Origin of the sequence: Halolamina pelagica, assembly GCF_900115675.1 — an archaeon.
Taxonomy (GTDB): domain Archaea; phylum Halobacteriota; class Halobacteria; order Halobacteriales; family Haloferacaceae; genus Halolamina; species Halolamina pelagica.
The window spans coordinates 321360-340713 of the sequence record NZ_FOXI01000003.1 but is presented as its reverse complement, the minus strand read 5'-3'; the positions used below and the strand labels follow the sequence as shown (position 1 = coordinate 340713).

General features: G+C 70.2%; 23 protein-coding genes. 14 read left to right on the top strand and 9 right to left on the bottom strand.

Annotated features, from left to right (window positions below):
- Positions 1-58: 58 nt before the first annotated feature.
- Positions 59-301 (bottom strand): ferredoxin, encoded by a 243-nt coding sequence (locus BMZ83_RS06430; RefSeq protein WP_074876798.1) that lies wholly within the window; start codon positions 299-301, stop codon positions 59-61.
- Between the two features lie 137 nt (positions 302-438).
- Between BMZ83_RS06430 and BMZ83_RS06425 the strand changes: the two genes are divergently transcribed.
- Both BMZ83_RS06425 and BMZ83_RS06420 read left to right on the top strand, forming a co-directional pair.
- The gene (locus BMZ83_RS06425; RefSeq protein ID WP_074876861.1) at positions 439-1287 is read left to right on the top strand and encodes a M48 family metallopeptidase; all 849 of its coding nucleotides are present in this window, start codon (positions 439-441) and stop codon (positions 1285-1287) included.
- Positions 1284-1514, top strand: a complete 231-nt coding sequence (locus tag BMZ83_RS06420) for a hypothetical protein (protein WP_074876795.1) — start codon at positions 1284-1286, stop codon at positions 1512-1514. Before BMZ83_RS06425 ends, BMZ83_RS06420 begins: the two co-directional genes overlap by 4 nt.
- Before the next feature lie 113 nt (positions 1515-1627).
- On the opposite strand, the gene metG is transcribed toward BMZ83_RS06420, so the two are convergent.
- Complete coding sequence (metG, locus tag BMZ83_RS06415; RefSeq protein WP_074876793.1) at positions 1628-3691, bottom strand: methionine--tRNA ligase; 2064 nt, start codon at positions 3689-3691, stop codon at positions 1628-1630.
- A 110-nt stretch (positions 3692-3801) separates the two neighbouring features.
- On the opposite strand from metG, the gene BMZ83_RS06410 reads away from it, so the two are divergent.
- Positions 3802-5223: an amidase gene (locus BMZ83_RS06410; protein WP_079990123.1), complete on the top strand. Its 1422-nt coding sequence runs from the start codon at positions 3802-3804 to the stop codon at positions 5221-5223.
- On the opposite strand, the gene BMZ83_RS06405 is transcribed toward BMZ83_RS06410, so the two are convergent.
- The gene (locus BMZ83_RS06405; protein ID WP_074876792.1) at positions 5193-5678 is read right to left on the bottom strand and encodes a DUF456 domain-containing protein; all 486 of its coding nucleotides are present in this window, start codon (positions 5676-5678) and stop codon (positions 5193-5195) included. The genes BMZ83_RS06410 and BMZ83_RS06405 overlap by 31 nt on opposite strands.
- 92 nt (positions 5679-5770) lie before the next feature.
- On the opposite strand from BMZ83_RS06405, the gene BMZ83_RS06400 reads away from it, so the two are divergent.
- The 6 genes from BMZ83_RS06400 to BMZ83_RS06375 all read left to right on the top strand — a co-directional run bounded on the left by BMZ83_RS06400 (position 5771) and on the right by BMZ83_RS06375 (position 11858).
- Entirely contained in the window at positions 5771-6100 is a 330-nt protein-coding gene (locus BMZ83_RS06400; protein WP_074876790.1) for a 4Fe-4S dicluster domain-containing protein, read from the top strand.
- 128 nt (positions 6101-6228) lie between these two features.
- Positions 6229-7098 (top strand): electron transfer flavoprotein subunit beta/FixA family protein, encoded by an 870-nt coding sequence (locus BMZ83_RS06395; RefSeq protein WP_074876788.1) that lies wholly within the window; start codon positions 6229-6231, stop codon positions 7096-7098.
- Between the two features lie 158 nt (positions 7099-7256).
- On the top strand, positions 7257-8951 hold the full coding sequence (locus BMZ83_RS06390) for an electron transfer flavoprotein subunit alpha/FixB family protein (RefSeq protein ID WP_074876857.1): 1695 nt from the start codon (positions 7257-7259) through the stop codon (positions 8949-8951).
- Positions 8948-10648, top strand: a complete 1701-nt coding sequence (locus tag BMZ83_RS06385) for an FAD-dependent monooxygenase (RefSeq protein WP_074876786.1) — start codon at positions 8948-8950, stop codon at positions 10646-10648. Before BMZ83_RS06390 ends, BMZ83_RS06385 begins: the two co-directional genes overlap by 4 nt.
- A gap of 3 nt (positions 10649-10651) precedes the next feature.
- Positions 10652-11068, top strand: coding sequence for a hypothetical protein (locus tag BMZ83_RS06380; RefSeq protein WP_074876783.1), 417 nt, complete (start codon positions 10652-10654; stop codon positions 11066-11068).
- A gap of 43 nt (positions 11069-11111) precedes the next feature.
- Positions 11112-11858 (top strand): GNAT family N-acetyltransferase, encoded by a 747-nt coding sequence (locus BMZ83_RS06375; RefSeq protein ID WP_074876780.1) that lies wholly within the window; start codon positions 11112-11114, stop codon positions 11856-11858.
- On the opposite strand, the gene BMZ83_RS16795 is transcribed toward BMZ83_RS06375, so the two are convergent.
- The 3 genes from BMZ83_RS16795 to tmcA all read right to left on the bottom strand — a co-directional run bounded on the left by BMZ83_RS16795 (position 11859) and on the right by tmcA (position 14803).
- On the bottom strand, positions 11859-12020 hold the full coding sequence (locus tag BMZ83_RS16795; RefSeq protein WP_166623211.1) for a hypothetical protein: 162 nt from the start codon (positions 12018-12020) through the stop codon (positions 11859-11861). It lies immediately after the preceding gene.
- A gap of 45 nt (positions 12021-12065) precedes the next feature.
- Positions 12066-12197 (bottom strand): hypothetical protein, encoded by a 132-nt coding sequence (locus tag BMZ83_RS17330; RefSeq protein ID WP_255458090.1) that lies wholly within the window; start codon positions 12195-12197, stop codon positions 12066-12068.
- A gap of 293 nt (positions 12198-12490) precedes the next feature.
- On the bottom strand, positions 12491-14803 hold the full coding sequence (gene tmcA / locus BMZ83_RS06365; protein WP_074876778.1) for a tRNA(Met) cytidine acetyltransferase TmcA: 2313 nt from the start codon (positions 14801-14803) through the stop codon (positions 12491-12493).
- 205 nt (positions 14804-15008) lie between these two features.
- Here tmcA and rpl7ae point away from each other — a divergent pair, with 205 nt between their 5' ends.
- From rpl7ae to BMZ83_RS06340, 5 genes are all read left to right on the top strand, one after another.
- Positions 15009-15371, top strand: a complete 363-nt coding sequence (gene rpl7ae, locus BMZ83_RS06360; RefSeq protein ID WP_049979820.1) for a 50S ribosomal protein L7Ae — start codon at positions 15009-15011, stop codon at positions 15369-15371.
- Positions 15372-15374: 3 nt separating this feature from the next.
- The gene (locus tag BMZ83_RS06355; RefSeq protein WP_049979819.1) at positions 15375-15602 is read left to right on the top strand and encodes a 30S ribosomal protein S28e; all 228 of its coding nucleotides are present in this window, start codon (positions 15375-15377) and stop codon (positions 15600-15602) included.
- On the top strand, positions 15602-15985 hold the full coding sequence (locus BMZ83_RS17445) for a 50S ribosomal protein L24e (protein ID WP_074876776.1): 384 nt from the start codon (positions 15602-15604) through the stop codon (positions 15983-15985). The genes BMZ83_RS06355 and BMZ83_RS17445 overlap by 1 nt, the downstream gene beginning before the upstream one ends.
- Positions 15982-16446 carry a nucleoside-diphosphate kinase gene (gene ndk / locus BMZ83_RS06345; RefSeq protein ID WP_074876774.1) on the top strand — a complete coding sequence of 155 codons (465 nt, stop codon included), beginning with the start codon at positions 15982-15984 and terminating at the stop codon, positions 16444-16446. The genes BMZ83_RS17445 and ndk overlap by 4 nt, the downstream gene beginning before the upstream one ends.
- An 89-nt stretch (positions 16447-16535) precedes the next feature.
- Positions 16536-16811, top strand: a complete 276-nt coding sequence (locus BMZ83_RS06340) for a hypothetical protein (protein ID WP_074876772.1) — start codon at positions 16536-16538, stop codon at positions 16809-16811.
- A 1-nt stretch (position 16812) separates the two neighbouring features.
- On the opposite strand, the gene BMZ83_RS06335 is transcribed toward BMZ83_RS06340, so the two are convergent.
- From BMZ83_RS06335 to BMZ83_RS17325, 3 genes are read right to left on the bottom strand one after another with little or no spacing between them, the layout of a single operon-like run.
- Positions 16813-17346, bottom strand: a complete 534-nt coding sequence (locus BMZ83_RS06335; protein WP_074876769.1) for a hypothetical protein — start codon at positions 17344-17346, stop codon at positions 16813-16815.
- Positions 17339-19195: a sodium/proline symporter gene (locus BMZ83_RS06330; protein WP_143076907.1), complete on the bottom strand. Its 1857-nt coding sequence runs from the start codon at positions 19193-19195 to the stop codon at positions 17339-17341. Before BMZ83_RS06330 ends, BMZ83_RS06335 begins: the two co-directional genes overlap by 8 nt.
- Positions 19188-19322 carry a hypothetical protein gene (locus BMZ83_RS17325; protein WP_255458089.1) on the bottom strand — a complete coding sequence of 45 codons (135 nt, stop codon included), beginning with the start codon at positions 19320-19322 and terminating at the stop codon, positions 19188-19190. Before BMZ83_RS17325 ends, BMZ83_RS06330 begins: the two co-directional genes overlap by 8 nt.
- Positions 19323-19354: the final 32 nt, after the last annotated feature.

Sequence of the window (19354 nt, the reverse complement as noted above, 5' to 3'; positions counted from 1 at the left end):
CTCGCCGATAAGGGTTCGGCGAGCGGGGTGGAACTGAAACGGGACGGTTCGGCGGCGTTCAGACGATCTGTTCGCCGTCGTCGTCGTAGACGCGGATCGCGTCGACGGGGCAGGCCCGCGCGGCGAACTTCGCGTCGAGTTCGGCGTCCTCGGGTACCTCACGGACGAACAGGTCCTCGTCGGTCTCCTCGGCGTCGACGAGGACGGCCTTCCCGGCGTCCTCGTCGCGCTCGAAGGCGTCCCACTCGGCGACGCACTGGAACATCCCGATGCAGGTGTCGCGGTCGTACTCGATCCACATGGCCCGGGGTTACACGGGTGCGGTGGTAAGTGGTTGGTTCCTGTGGGTCGGCGCCGTCGCACCGGCGCCCAGTGAGTCATTTATCCGTTTCGAACACCGTACTCCCCTACGTGCGACACCCTGGACTCAAACTGCGGATGGCGCTCGTCGGGGGGATCCTCGCCGCCTTCTACCTCGTCGCCGTCGCGGCGGCGATGGTCACGTTCGGGACGGGGATCCTGCCGATCGCCATCGTGGGTAGCATCCTGCTCATCGGCGTCCAGTACAAGGTCGGGAAGTGGGCGGCGCTGCGCAGCGTCGGCGCCGAGGAGCTCTCCGAGCAGCAGTACTCGGAAATCCACCGCATGGTGGAGAAACACGCCGACGGGATGGGGATCGACAAACCGGAGCTGAAGATCGCGCGGATGGGCGTCCCCAACGCCTTCGCCGTCGGCCGGAAGGGCGCCGGCATCGTGGTGGTCTCCGAGGAACTCCTCCAGCTGCTGGACCGCGACGAACTCGAGGGGGTGCTCGCCCATGAGCTCGCCCACATCGCTAACCGCGACGTGGTCACGATGCAACTGGGGCAGGGGATCGCCTCGATCGTCGGGATCGTGGCGCAGTTCGCGGTGCTGCTCACCGGCGACAACGACATCGCGGACTTCTTCCTCGCGATCGTCGTCGGGAACGTCGTCCAGTTCGTCGTGATGATCTTCGTGCTCGCGATCTCGCGGTACCGGGAGTACGTCGCCGACGCCGACGCGAAACGGGCGATCGGCGGCGGCGACCCCCTCGCCCGTGCGCTGGAGAAGATCAGCCAGGGCAACCAGCGCGCCGCCGCCTCGTCGGGGAGCGCCCAACGCGGCCGGGGTGACCGCCGTCGCGAGTCGAACGTCGACCAGCAGGTCAGCGCGCTCTGTATCTCCAGCCCCGACACCGGGTTCCTCCAGCGGATCGTCTCGACGCACCCGCCGATGGAGAAGCGCATCGAGCGCCTCCGCTCGTGATCCGGGAACTCCTCGCCGTCGGCCTCGGCGCGGTGCTGGGCATCGTCCTCCTCGTCGCCCCAGGGACGGCGATTCGCCTCTCCGTGTTCGGCGGACCGACCCGGCGCCGCCGTGGCGACTACGGGACGGACGAGCCGGTTCCGGACCAGTGGCGGTGGCTCGCTCGCGCCCTCGGGCTCGCGTGTCTGGCGATCGCGGCGTGGATCGGCTACCGGACGTTCGTGTGAACGGCGTCGGGTGAAAAGATCGGCTGCGGCGCGCTTCTACAGCACCTTCGTCACTGGACGGCTGCCAATTGCCGTCTACAGCACCTTCGTCGCTGGACGGCTGCCCGTCCCCGTCACAGCACCTTCGTCCCCGGCTCGGCGTCCTCCTTCGTCGTCAACAGGTCGGCCTGGTCGCCCGCCGCGAGCACCATCCCGTTGGACTCGACGCCGAACAGCTCCGCCTTCTCCAGGTTGGCGAGGACGATCACCTTCTCGCCGGCCAGCTCCTCGACGTCGTGGAGCTGTTTCAGTCCGGCGACGATCTGTCGGGTCTCGACGCCGATGTCGACCGACAGTCGCACCAGTTTGTCCGCACCCTCGACGCCCTCGGCCGACTCGATGCGGCCGACGCGGATATCCAGGCTCTCGAAGGTGTCGAAGTCGATACGCTCGTCGATCAGGGGTTCGAGGTCGCTCTCGTCCATCTCGGGGTCCTCAGTCTCGTCTTCGTCGTCCGCGGTCGCTTCGGCGATCTTCTCCTCCAGCGCCGCGTCCAGTTCGTCGACGCGGTCGTCCTCGATCTTCTCGAACAGTTCGTCGGGCTCGTCGAACGCGCCCGGTTCGGTGTGGACCGCGTCGGTCTCGGCGGCGTGCACGTCGGCGTCGATGCCGAGTTGGGCCCAGACCGTCTCGGCCTTCCCCGGACAGGTGGGTTCGAGCAGCACCGCGACGGCGGTCGCGACCTGCAGGCAGTCGCGGATGACCTGTGCCTGCTCGTCGCTGCCGTCTTCAAGCTGCCACGGCTCGTGCTGCTGGATGTACTCGTTGCCGAACTGCGCGAGTTCGACCGCGGCGTCGCCGGCGTTGCGCACGTCGTAGTCGCGGACGGCGGCCTCGAACTGCTCGACGGCGTCGTCGATGCGCGCCCGCACCTCGTCGCTCACGTCGGCGTCGGGCGTGCCGTCGAAGTTCCGCGCGGCGAACAGCATCGAGCGGTAGACGAAGTTCCCGACCGTGCCGACCAGTTCCCCGTTGACGCGCTCCTGGAAGCGCTCCCAGGTGAAGTCGAGGTCCTGCTGGAACCCGCCCATCGTGGTGAGGTAGTAGCGCAGGAGGTCGGGGTGGAACCCCTCGTCGAGGTACTCCTCGGCCCAGATCGCGCGGTTCCGGCTGGTCGAGAGCCCCTTGCCGTCGATGGTCACGAAGCCCGTCGCGCAGACGCTGCGGGGTTCGGCGTGATCCGTGGCGTGGAGCATCGCCGGCCAGAAGATCGTGTGGTGCTGGATGATGTCGCGGCCGATCACGTGGACGATCTCGCCGCCGTCGCCGCCGTCGCGGCCCCACACTTCCTCCCAGTCGTACTCGTCGGCGCCGACGCGCTCGGAGTACTGCTTGGTCGAGGAGACGTACTCGATCGGCGCGTCGACCCAGACGTAGAGCACGAGGTCCTCCTCGCCGGGGTAGTCGATCCCCCAGTCCATGTCCCGCGTGATACACCAGTCCTTGAGCCCCTCCTCGATCCACTCGCGGGGTTGGTTCCGGGCGTTGGACGTGCCTTCGACGCGGTCGAGGAACTCGGAGAGGTAGTCCGCGAGTTCGGAGACGGCGAAGTACTTGTGTTCGCGCTCGCGGTACTCCGCGGGGTTGCCCGTCAGCGTCGAGACGGGGTCCTCGATCTCGCCGGGTTCGAGGTGGCGCCCGCAGCCCTCGTCACACTCGTCGCCGCGGGCCTGCTCGCCGCAGTACGGGCAGGTGCCCTCGACGTAGCGGTCGGGGAGCGGCTGGTCCTCCTCGGGATCCCACGCCACGAGGATCTCGTCCTCGTAGACGTAGCCCGCCGCCTCGAGTTTCTCGACGAACTCGCGGGTGATCTCGGTGTTCGTCTCGTCGTGCGTGTGGCCGTAGTTGTCGAACTCGACGTTGAACTTCGGGAACGTCTCGGCGTACTTCTCGTGGTACTCCATCGCGTACTCCTCGGGGGAGACCCCCTCCTTGGCGGAGTTGAGCGCGACGGGGGTGCCGTGCATGTCCGACCCGCAGACGTACGCCGACTGCTGGCCGAGCTTCTTCAGCGAGCGGTTCACCGCGTCCGCGGCGGTGTACCCCCGGAGGTGACCGATGTGGAGGTCGCCGTTCGCGTACGGCAGTCCACACGTCACCACCGCGGGTCCGTCGGTGGGGAACTCCTCGTGGCTCATCTGGTCGTGGATTGATCGATGCGGGCCTAAAGCCCGCCGGTTTCGGTGGTCGCCCCGCGAGGATTGTGACGGCCGAACGGCCCTTATGTGTACGGCGAAAACGCCCGATCATGGAGCGCGCCGACCCGCAGGAAACCGACGACCGGGTCGACGAGTACCTCGACCGGGTGCGGTCGCTGCCGGGGGACAGCGTCGCTGGCGCGTTCGCCCCGCCGACCCCCCACGAGCGCGCGGACCCCGACGACGCCTTCGCCGAGACGTTCATCGCCGACGCCCCCCTCGACGGCCCGCTCGCCGAACTCGACCTCGCCGTGAAGGAGAACCTCGCCGTCGGCGGCGTCACGACGACCTGCGGAACCGACTGCTTCGAGTGGACCCCCGACATCGACGCCATCGCCGTCGAGCGCCTCCGGACCGCGGGCGGCACGATCGTCGGCACCACGGACATGGACCCGTTCGCGTTCGGGACCACAGGCGAACAGAGTGCGCGCGGCCGGACCGAGAACCCCGTCGTCGAGGGGCGCGTCCCCGGCGGTTCGTCCTCGGGCAGCGCCGCGGCCGTCGCCGGCGGGAGCGTCGACGCCGCGCTGGGCACCGACACCGCCGGGAGCGTCAGGATCCCGGCCGCCTTCTGCGGGATCGTCGGCTACAAACCCACCTTCGGGATGGTCCCCGCGGAGGGCGTCGTCCCGCTCTCGCCGTCGAACGACCACGTCGGCGTCCTCGCTCGCACCGTCGAGACGGCCGCACGGGTACTGGAAGCGATCGCCGGACAGGCAGCGACGCGCCCGGATTCGCTGCCCGCGCCCTCGCGACTCTCGTTCGCCGACGACCTCGGTCGCGACCTGGACGACCTCTGTCTCGGCGTCCCCACGGAGTTCATGAAGGCGGCGACGCCGGCCGTCGAGGCCGCGGTCGAGGCGGCGGTGACGAAGTGCGGGATCGGACTCGACGCCGAGGTCAGCTCGGTTACGTTCCCGGAGGCCGGGGCGGCCGTCGACGCCAACGACGCCGGGACCGTGATGGAGTTCGCGGCGCTGCTGGAGCGGGGCAGCCTGCTCGGAACCGGAGCGAGGGCCGACCTCCGGGCGGCGATCCGTCGGGCGAACGAACGACGCGACGCGCTCCCCGACCGCGTGCGAGAACTGGTCGGGACGGGTCGCCGGCTTCGTTCCCGGGCGCCCGACGCGTACGGGCGGACCTGGGACGCGCGCCGACGGACGATCAGGCGCCAGCAGGCGCTGTTCGCCGAGGTCGACGTGCTCGCGATGCCGACGACGCCGATCACCGCGCCCGAATTCGGCGCGGTTCCGGGCGACGACGGGCCGTCGGTGCTCGATACGGTGGCGAACACCGCCCCGTTCAACGCCACCGGCGCGCCCGCGGTGTCGGTCCCCTGCGGCGAGATCGACGGCCGCCCGGTCGGCCTCCAGTTGGTCGGACCGCCGGGAGCGGACGGGTTCCTCCTGCAGATCGCGGAGTCGGTCGAACGGGCGCTGGCTCAGCCCAGCCAGAGCACGAACACGGCGTAGCCCGCGAGCATCGACGCGACGAGCAGGAACACGGCGACGCCGGAGGCGAGCATCCCCGCGGTCGCCCAGAGCGCGTTCTCCAGGGACTGCTCGTGATCGCGGTCGTCGCGGCGCAGTTCCAGAAGGAACACCGTGCCGAACATCCCCAGCAGCACGCCGATCGGGCCGAGCACGAACAGCAGCACCAAGCCGGCGGCGGCCGCCAGCAGCGTCGTCCGGTTGCTCGTCCCGCGCGCCCGCCCGGCGATGGCACCGCCGAACAGGTCGACGACGAGCGCGAGGAGGCCGACGACGGTGAAACTCGCCAGGAGCCACAGCGCCATCCCGTCGCCGTAGAGGTACTCGACGTAGACTCCGGCGAGGGCGAGTAGGCCCGACGGAAGCCCGGGCACCACGCTCGCGACGACGGCGGCGACCAGCAGCGCCAGCGCGACCAGCGCCACGGTGTCGAGCATACCGGCCCGCACGCGCTCGAGCGGGAAGAAGGTAGCTCGCTCGCCCCGGCGGCCTGCGAACACTTATGTGCGTCGCGCGGACTTTTCAACACATGCCCATCGACCCGAACTTCGAGCAGAACCGCGAGAAGGTCGACGAGGAGAACGGCGTGGCGGTCTGGGGGCCGGTCGACCCGCCGGAGGAGCAGGGTATCCACGGCACCCACGTCGCGGTGGACTACGACATCTGCATCGCCGACGGCGCGTGTCTGGAGGACTGCCCGGTCGACGTGTTCACCTGGGTCGACACGCCGGACCACCCGACGAGCGAACTCAAAGTCGAGCCCACCCACGAGGACCAGTGCATCGACTGCATGCTCTGTGTCGACGTCTGCCCGGTCGACGCCATCGACGTCGACCCCGGCCGCGCGGGTCGCATCTGACCTGCCGGCGACGCCGACCGCTGTTCTGCTTCCGGGTCGTTTTCTACGGTAGCCGTCGATCCCCAACCTGATAGAATCGGATAAACAACTATTAGGGTCGTCCCGAAACCTCGTGATAGGAGTTTCCAATGCACACAGTAGTTCTGACGAAAGGCGTTCCCGACTTCCGCGAGGGGCAGGTCGCCTTCGACGAGGACGGCCACCTCGAGCGGGGAGCGACGCCGACGGTGATGAACCCGAACGACAAACACGCCCTCCGGGCGGCGCTGCAGACCAAGGTCCGGAACGGCGGCCACGTCAGCCTGATGAGCATGGGCCCGCCGGGGTTCAAGGAGGTACTGCAGGAGGGGATGGAGTCGGTGTACGCCGACGACGCCTACCTGGTCTCCGACCGGGCGTTCGCCGCCGCGGACACGTGGGCGACGTCGATCGCGCTGACGACTGCCATCGAACGCCTCGACGAACACGTCGCCGAGGGCGGCGTCGACATGGTGTTCGCCGGCTTCAAGACCGCCGACGGCGAGACCGGCCACACCGGCCCCCAGACCTGCTGGGGACTGGACTGGCCGATCCTCACCCACGTCGTCTCGCTGGACATCGACGAGGAGGCGGGGCGGGTCCGCGCCAAGCGCCTCGTCGAGGGCGACATCGAGGAGATCGAGACCGTCGAGGCGCCGCTGCCCTGCTTCGTCGTCGCCGACCCCGAGTTCGAGCCGACCTACCGGAAGGCCGCCCACCGGCTGACCCACAAGGATCTCCGCGAGGAGACCCAGGAGCGGGCGCAGAACCACGAGGAGCACGTCACCGTCTGGGACCACGAGGAGCTCAACCTCGACCCCGACTACGTGGGGCTCGACGGCTCGCCGACGATCGTCTCCTCGGTCGACCCCATCCCGCGGGCGCCGGCCGAGCGCGACGCGACGATGGTCGACCCCGACGACGGCGAGGCGATGCGGGAGCTGGTCGAGGAGATGGTGCCGCTCGCGGGGGGTGAGTGACCGTGGCGCTCGACCCCGACGAGTACACCGTCGACGCCCTGCGCGAGGCGGTGGGCGAGATCGACGACCCCGAGGCGCTGGAGTCGGTCCTGGCGGCCGAGCGCGACGGGCGGAACCGCACGACCGCCGTCGACGCCATCGAGGCGCGTCTCGACGCGATCCGGGACGGGGCGGACGAGAGCGGGTCCGGGGAGGCGACCGACGACCTCCCGTTCGACCCGGGCGAGCACGACGTCTCCGAGATCGGGCCGCTGGTGAACGAGATCGAGGACGTCGACGCGCTGCGGGCGCTGCTCGCGGCCGAGGAGGCCGGCGAGGACCGCACGGCAGTGAAGACGGTCATCGAGTCCCGCGTCGAGAAGTTCGCGGCGGAGGACGAGGCGCCCGACGCCGACGAGCTCGACCTCGCGGAGATGTCCGCCGCCGACGTGGGCAACGCCGTCCAGGACGTCGACGACGGCGACGTCCTGCGGGACATGATCGAGCGTGAGGAGGCCGGCGAGGACCGCGACAGCGTGAAGAGCCTCATCCAGAACCGCATCGACTCCGTGGAGGGCGAGGAGGAGCAGGAGCTCGAACCCGAGGTGCCGCCCGAGGAGAAACACCCCGAGCTCGACCACCCGACGGCGGACAAGCGCCACGTCCGCGCGCTCGAGGACGGGACCTACGGCGACATGTGGGTCTACTGCGAGACCCAGGCGGGCGACCTCGTCGACGTCTCCCGGGAGATGCTGGGCAAGGCCCGGGAGCTGATGGACGGGTACAACGACGAGTACGATGCGGCGGAGAAGGTCGTGGCGGTCCTCGTCGGCGACGACGTGGACGACCTCGCCGAGGACTGCATCGCCTACGGCGCCGACGTGGCGGTGTATCACGAGGACCCCCGGCTCGACCGCTTCAACCACAAGCCCTACGCCGAGGTGTTCTGCGACATGGCGCGCTGGGGCGGCGACCCCGGCGCGGGCAACCCCGAGCCGGCGGACTGGCGCGACTACGACGAACCGCGGTACGTGCTCTTCCCGGCGACGAACAACGGCCGGGACCTCTCCGCGCAGGTGCAGGCCGAACTCGACTCCGGGCTGGCCTCGGACTGCTCGGGGCTGTTCATCGAGGACGCGGTCATCTCCAACCCCGTCAAGACCGGCGGCAGCAACCGCACCTTCGAGCGCGTGCTGCACATGAAGCGGCCCGACTTCTCCGGCTTCGAGTACTCCACCATCCTCTGTCTGGACAACCCCGGCCGGGAGTTCCACCCGCAGGGCGCCTCGGTCATCCCGGGGAGCTTCGACGTGCCCGATCCGGACCCCGAACGCGAGGGCGAAACCGTCGAGCGCGACGTCGCCCTCGAGGACGACTGGTTCCGCGTCGAGGTGACCGAGTACGACCAACTGGAGGGCGGCGTCGACCTCACCGGTCGCGACGTCGTCGTGGCGATGGGCCGGGGCATCGGCGACGACCCGACGCGGGGGATGGAGCTGGCGCTCGACCTCGCGGACTGCTTCGCGGACGCCGACGTGGGCGTCTCCCGGGGGATCGTCACCGGCTCCTACCAGTTCGACGGCCACGTCGAGCAGTACACCGCAGAGGAGCGCCAGATCGGCGAGACCGGCCAGGAGGTCGAGCCCGACCTCTACATCGCGGCGGGCATCTCCGGCGCCATCCAGCACAAGGTCGGGATGGACGACTCCGACACCATCGTCGCCGTCAACACCGACCCCGAGGCCGACATCCGGGAGTTCTCGGACTACTTCGTCGAGGGCGACCTGTTCGAGGTGCTGCCCCGGCTCATCGACGCGCTGGAGAGCGGCGAGATCGACGTGGAGGCGCTTGCGGATGGAGGTGATTCCAGATGAGTGAACCTACCGACGGCGCGAGCGGGGGGGACGGCGAGTACGAACACTACGAGGCGGTCGTCGTCGGCTGCGGGCCGGGCGGCGCGGCCGCGGCGGCGGCGCTCGCCGACGAGGGCGTCGAGACGCTGGTGCTCGAGCGCGGCGTCGACGCCGGAGCGAAGAACGTCTCCGGCGGCCTCATCTACGCCGAGGAGTCCGCGCCCTACACCATCGACGGGCTGTTCCCGGGGTTCCGCGAGGCGGCCACGGAGCGCCCGGTGACCGAGTACCACCTCCACAACGTCGCCGGCTCGCAGGTCAAGAGCTTCGACATCACCGACCTCCACGAGCACGACACCGACTGGTGCGACGCGGTGTTGCGCCGGGAGATGGACTCCTGGCTGGCCGAGCGGGTCCACGAGCGCACCCGCGAGACCGGCGGCGGCCTGCTCACCGAGGTCAAGGTTGACGGCCTGCTCCGGGAGGAAGGCGAGATCGTCGGCGTCACCTGCGAGGAGCTGGACCCGATCCGGGCTGACCTCGTGGTCGCGGCCGACGGCGTCAACTCCGAACTCGCCCGCGACGCCGGCCTGATGGACTGGGAGGAGCCCGAGGAGTGGTTCCAGGGCGTCAAGGCCGTCGTCGACCTGCCCGACGGCGCCGTCCCGGAGCGGTTCGACGTCGAGGGCGGCGAGGGCGTCGCCCACCTGTTCTCGGGCGACCTGTTCGACGGCGTCCGCGGCGGCGGGTTCGTCTACACCAACGAGGACTCGCTCTCGATCGGGTCGGTGTTCCACCTCGACTCCGTGGCGGCCGAGCGGGCCGAACCGCACGAACTGCTCGACGCGCTGTTGACACACCCGTTCCTGGGGCAGTGGCTCGCGGACGAGGAGTACGAGGAGCGGGAGTACTCGGCGAAGCTCGTCCCGGACTCGAAGAAGGCAGCGCTGCAGTCGCCCCACCAGGACCGGCTCGTCGTCGTCGGCGACGCGGCGGGGCAGATGCAGGCCCAAGGCCCCATCATCAAGGGGATGAACCACGCCGTCACCGCCGGCGGGCTCGCGGCCGAGGCGTACGCGCAGGCGAAGGCCCGCGGCGACACGAGCCGGGCGGGCGAGTTCTACGAGCGGAAACTCCACGACGAGGGCGTGATGGAGAAGCTCCGGCCGCGGCGCTACGAGGTCGCCAGCGCGCTCGGCGAGCCCGAGCCGTTCGCGAACCTGACCGACGCCGTGCTCGACTCCGCGGTGGGGCGGTTCGGCGTCCGCCTGCTGGGCGACCGGCTCGAGCGGCTCTACTCCTCGCCCGCGCTGTCGATGATGGTGCCCGACACCCGGACTCCCTACGTCACGCTCCCGACGGTCATCGCCGAGGAGCTCGGGGCCCCCGTCGACGAAACCAACGACGTGGAGCCGCCGAGCCTGGCCGACCGCATCGGCGACCTGACCTACGACACCGACGTGGGGAACCCGCACATCGAGCTGCGGGACGACTCGGCGGCGGCCAGCGGCACCGCGGTCACCGCCTGTCCGGTCAGCGCGGAGGGGTTCGGCGGCGGCTGCTACCGCCGGGAGACCGTCGAATCGAACGGCGAGCGGGAGGAGGTGGTCAGCCTCGACACCCAGCCCTGCATCGAGTGTGGCACCTGCGCGGTCGTCGCGGAGACCGAGTGGGAGCACCCACGCGGCGGCAAGGGCGTCGAGTTCGAGGAGGGCTGAGCAGTGGCGGGCTTCGAGGGGTGTGATGCCGCCGACGCCGACGGCCCCCCGCCGTCGCGATACGCCGAGCGCATCGAGCGGCTGGCGCGGGAGGCGCGCACGGCCCGGGCGGCGTGGGGCGACGGCGAGGTCGTCGACGACCCCAACGAACAGCGCGCGCTCGAAGCCGCCCGCGACGGACTCGGCCCCGTCGTCGCCTGCTACGTCGAGGCGCGGACTGGCGACGACCCGCCGCGGTTCTCGGCGCGCGAGCACCGGCTGCTCCGGCGGGCGACCCGGGACTGGCTGGAGTGTTTCGCCCGGTGCCACGGCGTGGATCACGACTCCGACGCGACGGTCCGGAGCGCCGCCGAGGTGCTGCTCGAGACCCACGACGTCGTCGCCGTCGCGGAGCTGTTGACGGGGGTTTCGGGGGAGTAGCGGCCGAACAACGCTTATGTAGTGTCACGCGTTAGCAAAAGCCATGGAACTCACCGAACAGCTCACCTTCGACGACCCCGACCGGGAGGACCTGTACAACTACGTGGAGCGCCACGGCCGGGTGACCGAGGCGGAGGTCCGGCGCGGGCTCAACCTCGACCCGAGCGCGTTCGGTCACCACCTGACCGTCCTCAGGCGCCAGGGGTACGTCCGTAAGGTGGGCGACGAGCTCCAGATCGCCCACACCGTCGACGAGCAGGAGGAGCACGCGGTCGACGGCGACGCCGTGACCGTCCGCACGGCCGAGGAGGACGACCGCGAGGCGCTCGTGGCGGTCGTCGACTCCGTCGCCAGCGAGGGGAGCTACATCGAGGCCGAGACCGTCGCCGCCGCGCTGGACTACGACGAGGCGGTCATCCGGCACAACGACGTGATGTCCCGGCTGTTCTTCGTCGCGGAGGTCGGCGACGACGTCGTCGGTTGGGTCCACCTCGACCTCCCCGAGGCGGAGAAGCTGGCCCACACCGCCCAGCTCACGGTCGGGCTCCGCCCCGACTATCGGGGGCGTGGGCTCGGTCAACTGCTGCTTGACCGGGGGGTGCGCTGGGCGCGCGAACACGGCTACGAGAAGCTCTACAACTCCGTGCCGTCGAGCAACGAGCGCGCCATCAGCTTCCTCGAGGACCACGGCTGGGAGATCGAGGCGGTCCGGAAGGACCACTACCGCATCGAGGACGAGTACGTCGACGAGGTGATGATGGCCGTCGATCCGCGGGCGGTCGGCGACTGACTACCCCCACTCGTCGGCGTCGGTGAGCGGTTCCGCCACGACGCCGTCCTGCTGGACCAGCACGCGCCCGTGGGCGGCACAGACCGGTCGGTCCGCCGCCCAGGGAACGTAGACGACGACGGCCGCCTCGCGGTCGCAGTCGTCCTCGGTACAGGTCGGCACAGTCGATCCGTGGGCTCGTCCGGTCTTCTGTCTACCGGAGATGGGTCAGGACCGACGGCGTTCCGCGAGCGCGACCACCACGTAGAGCAAGCCGATCAGCCGCGTCCCCGTGTACACCCACGGCCGCCACTCGATCGTCGACGCGTCACGGTAGGCCGCTTTCGTGCCGTAGTCCACGTAGGCACGCGGCCGGAGGAAGGCGAGGAGGCCGACGGCGCCGAGGAGCTTCCTGAACCGCGAGTACGAGCGGTCGCTGCGCCAGCATGACGAGGAAGAGCAGGCCTTCGAGGCGCGCGCCCGGAACCACCCACGAGCGCAGTTCGCTCGCCCCAGAATCCTCGAGCGCCACCTGCTCGGCGGCGGCGATCAGCCGCCGTGGCGCGACCAGTTCGGCCGCACAGATCGCGCTGTACAGTTTGCGGAGCATGCGTACAGGTTGGGCAGCCATCACGATGAATCTACGGCACCGCTCAGTTCGGCCAGTACTCGCGGTGTGCCTTCGCCGCCTCGGTGCCGTAGACCTCGACGAGCGGCTCACAGGCGTCGCCGAAGGCGCGCATCGTCATCCGGGTCGATACCCTGTCGAGATCCTCGGCGACGGCGTCCCACTCGCGGTTCTGGAGCACTTTCTCGACGAGCAGCCGTTCCTGACTCGGGTCCAACCCGGCGTCGCCCACGATTAGCTCCCGCAGCGCGAGTTCGGTGAAGGCCGCCGGCGCGGCGTGGTAGCTCCCCATCCCGTTGGCGGCGTCGACGACGACCCGCCAGTCGCGCTCCGAGAGGCTCGGCTCCGCCGGCACCGCGCCGTCGTCGACCGCCCGGAGCGCCCGCCGGATCACGTCCGGATCGACGCCCGAGAGCGGGCCCGCCAGCACGCCCGGCGCGCGCTCCCGGAACCAGCGAGCGTGCCGGGCGGCGAGTTCGGCGCCGTCGTCGGTGAGCGGGCGCACCATCAGCGCGGAGTGCTCGCCGCTGGCGTCGTTCTTCGTCGTGGAGAGGTGGACGGTCCGGTAGCCGTTCCCGCGCCAGAAGTCGAGCAGTTCCGGAGTGGCGCCGTAGCCGACGCCGAAGTAGTCGACCTGCTCGCCCCGCAGGTCGGCGTCGCGGCCGTCGTTGCTCCGGAACTCGTCTTCGACCTCGGAGAGGAGCAGGGAGCCGAGTCCGTCGGAGCGGACCGCGTGGTGGGTCGCGATGCGCATCACGCGGTAGCCGACCGGCTCGCCACCGCCGCGATCGCGGAGTTGGCTGGTGAACACGTCCGGGAGCATGTTCCCGCGAACGCGCTCGCCGCGGTAGACGCGCTCCCGAGTTTCCTCGCTCAGCCCGCCCTCGCGAGCCAGGAGGGCGACGCTGACGACTCGCCCCTCGTGCAACAGCGCGCGACAGGTGAGGTTCGGCGCGTCGAGCAGTCGTGCGAGGTCGTCGGGTTCGGTTCGATAATGCGCGAGGACGAGCAGTCCGAACGCCTCACGGAGCAGGTGTTCGTCGGCGAGCAGTCGCTCGCGCGTGAGTTTCTCGTAGGTGACCGTCTCGGGGATGGCGTCGGCGACCAACTGATCGACGGGCGGGCGGGCGTCGAGCAGCAGCGCGCGGAACGCCCAGGACTCCACGGGATCGCCGGCCGCGTAGCGGATCGGCTCGTCGAGGCGGACGTCGATCACCTCGCGCTCCGAGTCGACGAGGCTCCTGCGGAACCGCACGTCGAAGCTCCGGCCGGCGCCCTCGTAGCCGTGAACCGTGGTGCAGAACGCGACCGGCGGACCGTCGAGGAACCGTTCGAGCAGCGAGACCGGGAGCGCCGCGGCCTCGTCGACGACCACCGCGTCCGGGTCCTCCGGGAGGTCGGCGGCTTCTGGGGGGCGAGCGAACCTGACGCAGCCACCCGAGTCGGCGTCGATGCGGTCGTCCGAACCGGCAGCGAGTTCCTCGGCGTCCTCGAGTCGCTCCCGAGCGCGAGCGAAGACCTCGTCGGCGCCGCGGCGGTCCGGCGCGGTCACGAGCACGTCCCGCCCCTCGCGGGCGAGCGCGCCCGCCGCGAGGCCGGCGGCGCTCGACTTCCCGCGGCCGCGGTCGGCCTCGACGACGACTCCGGGAGGACCTTCCGCGGTGTCGTGCCGGAGTGCCTCCAGTTCGTGCACCGCCTCGGCCTGGTCGACGGTTCTGCAGGCACGATAGGTATCGTCCCTGAACCGTGCGTCCGCCGGCGGTTCCGGCGTCTCCCGCGGCCGGGCGGGCCACGGGTCGGTCAACCCGTCGTCGCGGACCTCGACCGCGTCGCCCTCCGGGTCGTCGTAGCCGTTGTCCACTTCACAGATCGCGATTCCCGGATGCGTTCGGAGCGTCTCCACGAGTCGATCCCGGAAGTTCCCGGTCACGTCGTCGACGCCGAAGGGGGGGACGGCGAGACTCTCGTCGAACGCGTCGCGGCGCTGGCCCCAAGTGTCGAGGTCGGGCGCGAGCAGGACGTAGAGGCCGCCGCCGTCGACGGCGCCGACGGTGCGGCCGACGGCGTTGGGCGAGCACTCGTCGTGGCCGTCGACGACGATCGCCCGCTGCGTTCGGCCGAGGAGTTCGCGGGACTGGCGCGGACCGACGTGTTCGAACGGCCAGTCCTCGGCGGCGGAGACCGCGGTACAGTCGCGGATCGGGAGGTCCGCGGCCTCGATGGCGTCGACGGCGGCTCGGCGGGTCGCGTCGGGCGGGCCCGAGAGCACGAGCGCGCGGCGCTCGTTCGCCCGCTCGGCCTCCGTCCGGAGGTCGGCCGCGAGCGAGGAGAGGGTCATGGGGCGCGATTCGCCCGCCGGCGGTTTGCCCGTTTCGGCTCCCCTGTCGGGCGCTGACACGGTCCCGGCAGTTTGAACACGCTTTTACGTGGGGCTGGCGAATCGAGGATCGAAGCCTGTCCGGGGTTGATGATACTCCCCACCGTCAGGGACGCAGTTCCGGTGGGGCAGTCGAGCCCGCAGGCAGGACCGAGGTACTACAACAATGCCAGTTTACGTCGACTACGAGACCCCCGCCGACCTCGCCGACCGCGCGCTCGACGCGCTCGAGGTCGCCCGGGACACCGGCACCGTGAAGAAAGGAACCAACGAGACGACCAAGGCCGTCGAGCGCGGGAACGCGGAGCTCGTGTTCGTCGCCGAGGACGTCCAGCCCGAGGAGATCGTCATGCACCTGCCCGAACTCGCCGAGGAGAAGGGCATCGCGGTCGTCTTCGTCGAGACTCAGGACGACCTGGGTCACGCTGCCGGCCTCGAGGTCGGCAGCGCCGCCGCCGCCATCGTGGACGCCGGCGACGCCGAGGACGACGTGGAGGACATCTCCGAGAAGGTCGAGGAACTCCGATAACCTATGAGCGCAGAAGAGGAGAGCGGCACGGAATCGACGCCGGCCGAGGTGATCGAGATCGTCGGCAAGACCGGCATGCACGGCGAAGCCATGCAGGTCAAGTGCCGCATTCAGGACGGCTCGAACCAGGGTCGAATCATCACGCGGAACGTGCTGGGTCCCGTCCGCGAGGGCGACATCCTCCAGCTGCGGGAGACCCAGCGTGACGCCGACTCCATCGGAGGTGCCTGATGCCCCAGAACCGAACCTGTGACTACTGCGGCGACGACGTCGAGCCCGGCACGGGCACGATGTTCGTCCGCACGAACGGTAGCGTGATCCACTACTGCTCGGCGAAGTGCGAGAAGAACGCCGACCTCGGGCGCGAGCCCCGGGACCTGGAGTGGACCGAAGAGGGCGGCGACCACGGCGTCGAGCCCGAGGAGACCGAACCCGAGGAGGAGGCGACCGAGGACGCCGACGAGGAAGCGGAATCCGAGGAGGCCGAGGCTGAGGACGTCGAGGCGTCCGAGGAAGCCGAGGCTGAGGACGTCGAGGCGTCCGAGGAAGACGCCGAGGAGTCCGAATCCACGGACGAGGAAGCGGCGGCCGACGACGAGGAGGACGAGGAATGAGCGAGCGCGAGCGAACCTTCGTCATGGTCAAGCCCGACGGCGTCCAGCGCGGCCTGATCGGCGAGATCGTCTCGCGCTTCGAGGACCGCGGCCTGAAGCTGGTCGGCGGCAAGTTCATGCGGATCGACCGGGACCTCGCCGAGGAGCACTACGGCGAGCACGCCGACAAGCCGTTCTTCGAGGGCCTCGTGGAGTTCATCACGTCCGGCCCCGTCTTCGCGATGGTCTGGGAGGGCGCCGACGCCACCCGACAGGTCCGGAGCATGGTCGGCGAGACCGACCCCGCCGAGTCCCCCGCGGGCACGATCCGCGGTGACCTCGGCCTGGACCTCGGTCGCAACGTCATCCACGCCTCGGATCACGAGGATCCGGGCTCGAACGAGCGCGAGATCGACCTGTTCTTCGACGACGAGGAACTGATCGACTACGATCGCGTCGACGAAGGCTGGCTCTACGAGTAGCGCTCCGTCTTCTCCACGTTTCGCCGAACGGCGAGCCGCCGCGCCGCAACCGCAAACGCCTCCCGTTCGCGGCCCGTCGCTCCACCCGTATGCTCCTGAGAGCCCTCACGTTCGTCACCGGAATCGCCGGCGCCGCCGGCCCCGAGAAACTGCTCGACGTCTGCGCCCGCTCGATGCTCGCGGGCTACGAGAACCCCGAGGACCTCGAACCGAGCGAGTGGTACGTCGACGCCACGCGCTACGCGGGCCTGCTGCTCGCCGTCGCCGCCCTGATCGCGCCGTTCCTCCCGACGCCCAGCGAGGGCGACGACGAAGAGGTCGAAGACGGCCCGGTCGTCGACGTGATCGAGTCGAGCGACGACTGAGCTACCCCTCGAAGGGTCGCTCCTCGCCGCGCACGCTGTCGACGATCACGTCCCCGCCGGGACGGTCGGCCAGCCAGAACAGCTTGTAGGCCTCGACGACGTTCGCGAACTCGATCTCGGGCGCGTCGGCGAGGATCGACCCCCGAAGCGTCCACTGGAACGCCGCCTCTCGCGCTTTTTCGTCCGCCTGATCCGGCGAGAGCTCGCCGGGCAGTACCAGCACGTCCTTGACGTGTCGCTCCTCGACCTCGGGGAGCGTGTCGGCCCGGACCGCGAGCCGCCGCGAGCGGTCGACGCTGATCACCCGGCGGTCGGTGCGCGGCGCGAGCAGCGGCCGATCCACCTCGATCTCGGCCTCGTACACCCGGAACGGGTACGCCACGGCACCGACGCGGCCGTCCGACTCGACCGAATCCCGCGAGATCCCCGGTTCGATGACCGGGAGGTCGACCGCCTCGTGGCGGTCGCCGACGAGCGGGTGGTCGGCGGGCGGGAGCGGGTCGGCACCCAGTTCCCCCGGCTCCGGCTCAGTCATCGTCCGCCCAGTACCCCGAGGCGGCGACGTGGGCGCGGATGTTGTCGGTCTCGGTGAGCACCTTCGGCGAGGTGTCCGTCGCCTCGCCGCCGTCGGCGCGGGTCCCCGTGTCGACGTCACCAGAACGCGAAGCGTTCTGGTTGGCAGACGAGAGCCTTCGGCTCTCGTCGACGTCGTCAGACTGCGTCTGACTGGCAGACGAGACGCTCCGCGTCTCGTCGACGCCGCCGTCGGCGACGTAGTCGGGCGTCCCCGCCGAGCCCTCCGAGTCGACGATGGCCGAGAGCGGCTTGTCGAAGATGTCGAAGTGCTCGTCGACGTTCTCCGGCGGCTCGGTCAGCAGCGACACCGTGACGAGCGTGATCACCGAGAGGATGAACGCCGGGAACAGGCCGTACACCGTCACGAGCCCGTACCAGAACGCGGCGGACTCGGGCGGCATCGCGCCGAGCCAGCCCAGCACCGTCGAGAGCTGGGTCCACAGCACCATCGTCGCCGTGCCGACGATCATACTGGCGAGCGAGCCCGCCGCCGTGACGCGCTTCCACCAGAGCGTCGCGATCACGGTCGGGCCGATGGCGGCGCCGAGCCCGCCCCACGCGTAGTCGAGGACGAGCGTGTAGATCGGCGTGTCCTGGGCGATGAAGGCGAACGCGACGCTCGCGGCGCCGAGCCCGAAGGTGACGTAGCGGGAGTAGCGAACCAGCTCCTCCTGGGTCGCGTCGCGGTCGAGGAAGCCGTGGTAGACGTCCTCGACGACCGCGCTCGTCGCCACGAGCAGCTGGGAGTCGGCGCTGGACATCATCGCCGCCAGCGCGGCCGCGAGCACGATGCCGGCGACGACGCTCGGCAGCAGGTCGAGCGTGAGCCGGGGCATCGCGTTGTCGGGGTCCGCGAGCGCGCCGTCGCCGAACATCGCGATGGCGTACAGCCCGACGAGCGCGGCGCCGACGTACGCGACGAACATGAACAGCTGTGCGACCATCGCCGCGAGGCGGACGTTCCGCACCTTGTCGATCCCCATGAACCGCACCATGATGTGGGGGTTCCCGGGGACGCCCAGCCCGATCGCGGCGTAGCTGATGACGCCGAAGACGGCGGCCCAGCCGGCCATCCCGGCGGTGATGCTGGTCGCGGAGTCGCCCGCCGCGGCCGCCACCGCCTCGAACGGCAGCCCCATCTCCGTGAACGCGAGCACCGGGAGGATGATGAACGCGATCAGGATGATCGCGCCCTGGAAGTAGTCCGACCACGCGACGGCGAAGTAGCCGCCGAGGAACGTGTAGCCGATGACGATGACCCCGCCGGCGATGATGCCGATCCAGGGCTCGATCCCGGTCAGCACCTGCAGCAGCGTCCCGGCGGCGACGATCTGGGCGCCGACGTAGCCGCCCTCGAACAGCATGAGCACGAGCGCCGAGACGGCCTTCACCCGCCCGGTGTCGTCACCCAGTCGCGTCTCGAAGAACGTCGGCAGCGTCACCGAGCGGACGATCTCGGTGTACTTGCGGAGGCGCTTGGCGATCCCGGCCCACGCGAACAGGTCGGCCGGGATCATCCCCAGCCCGTTGAGGAACGCCATGATCCCCGTCCCGTAGGCGTCGGCGGGGACCCCCAGCGTGAGCCAGCCGCTCATCTCGGAGGCGCGCTCGGAGAACCCCGTCACCACCGGCCCGATCTCGCGGCCGCCGATGACGTAGTCGCCGACGGAGTCCATGAACCGGGAGGCCCACAGGCCGATCCCGACGAGGACGACGAGGTAGAGCGCGAAGGTGGCGAGGACCCAGATCCCCGCGGCGCCCGCGATGCCGCCGGTGCCCTGCATCGGCACGAGCGCGCCGCTATGCATGCTCCCCCTCCTCGTACTGTTTCCGGAGCGCGCGTTCGCGCCGCCCCTCCCAGACGTAGTACACGATCAACATCACGAAGAAGATCGCGTACGGTCCGACGACCCCGAGCCAGTCGAGTGTACTCATCGCGGCCATGCTCGTAGGGCCGTTCGCCAATC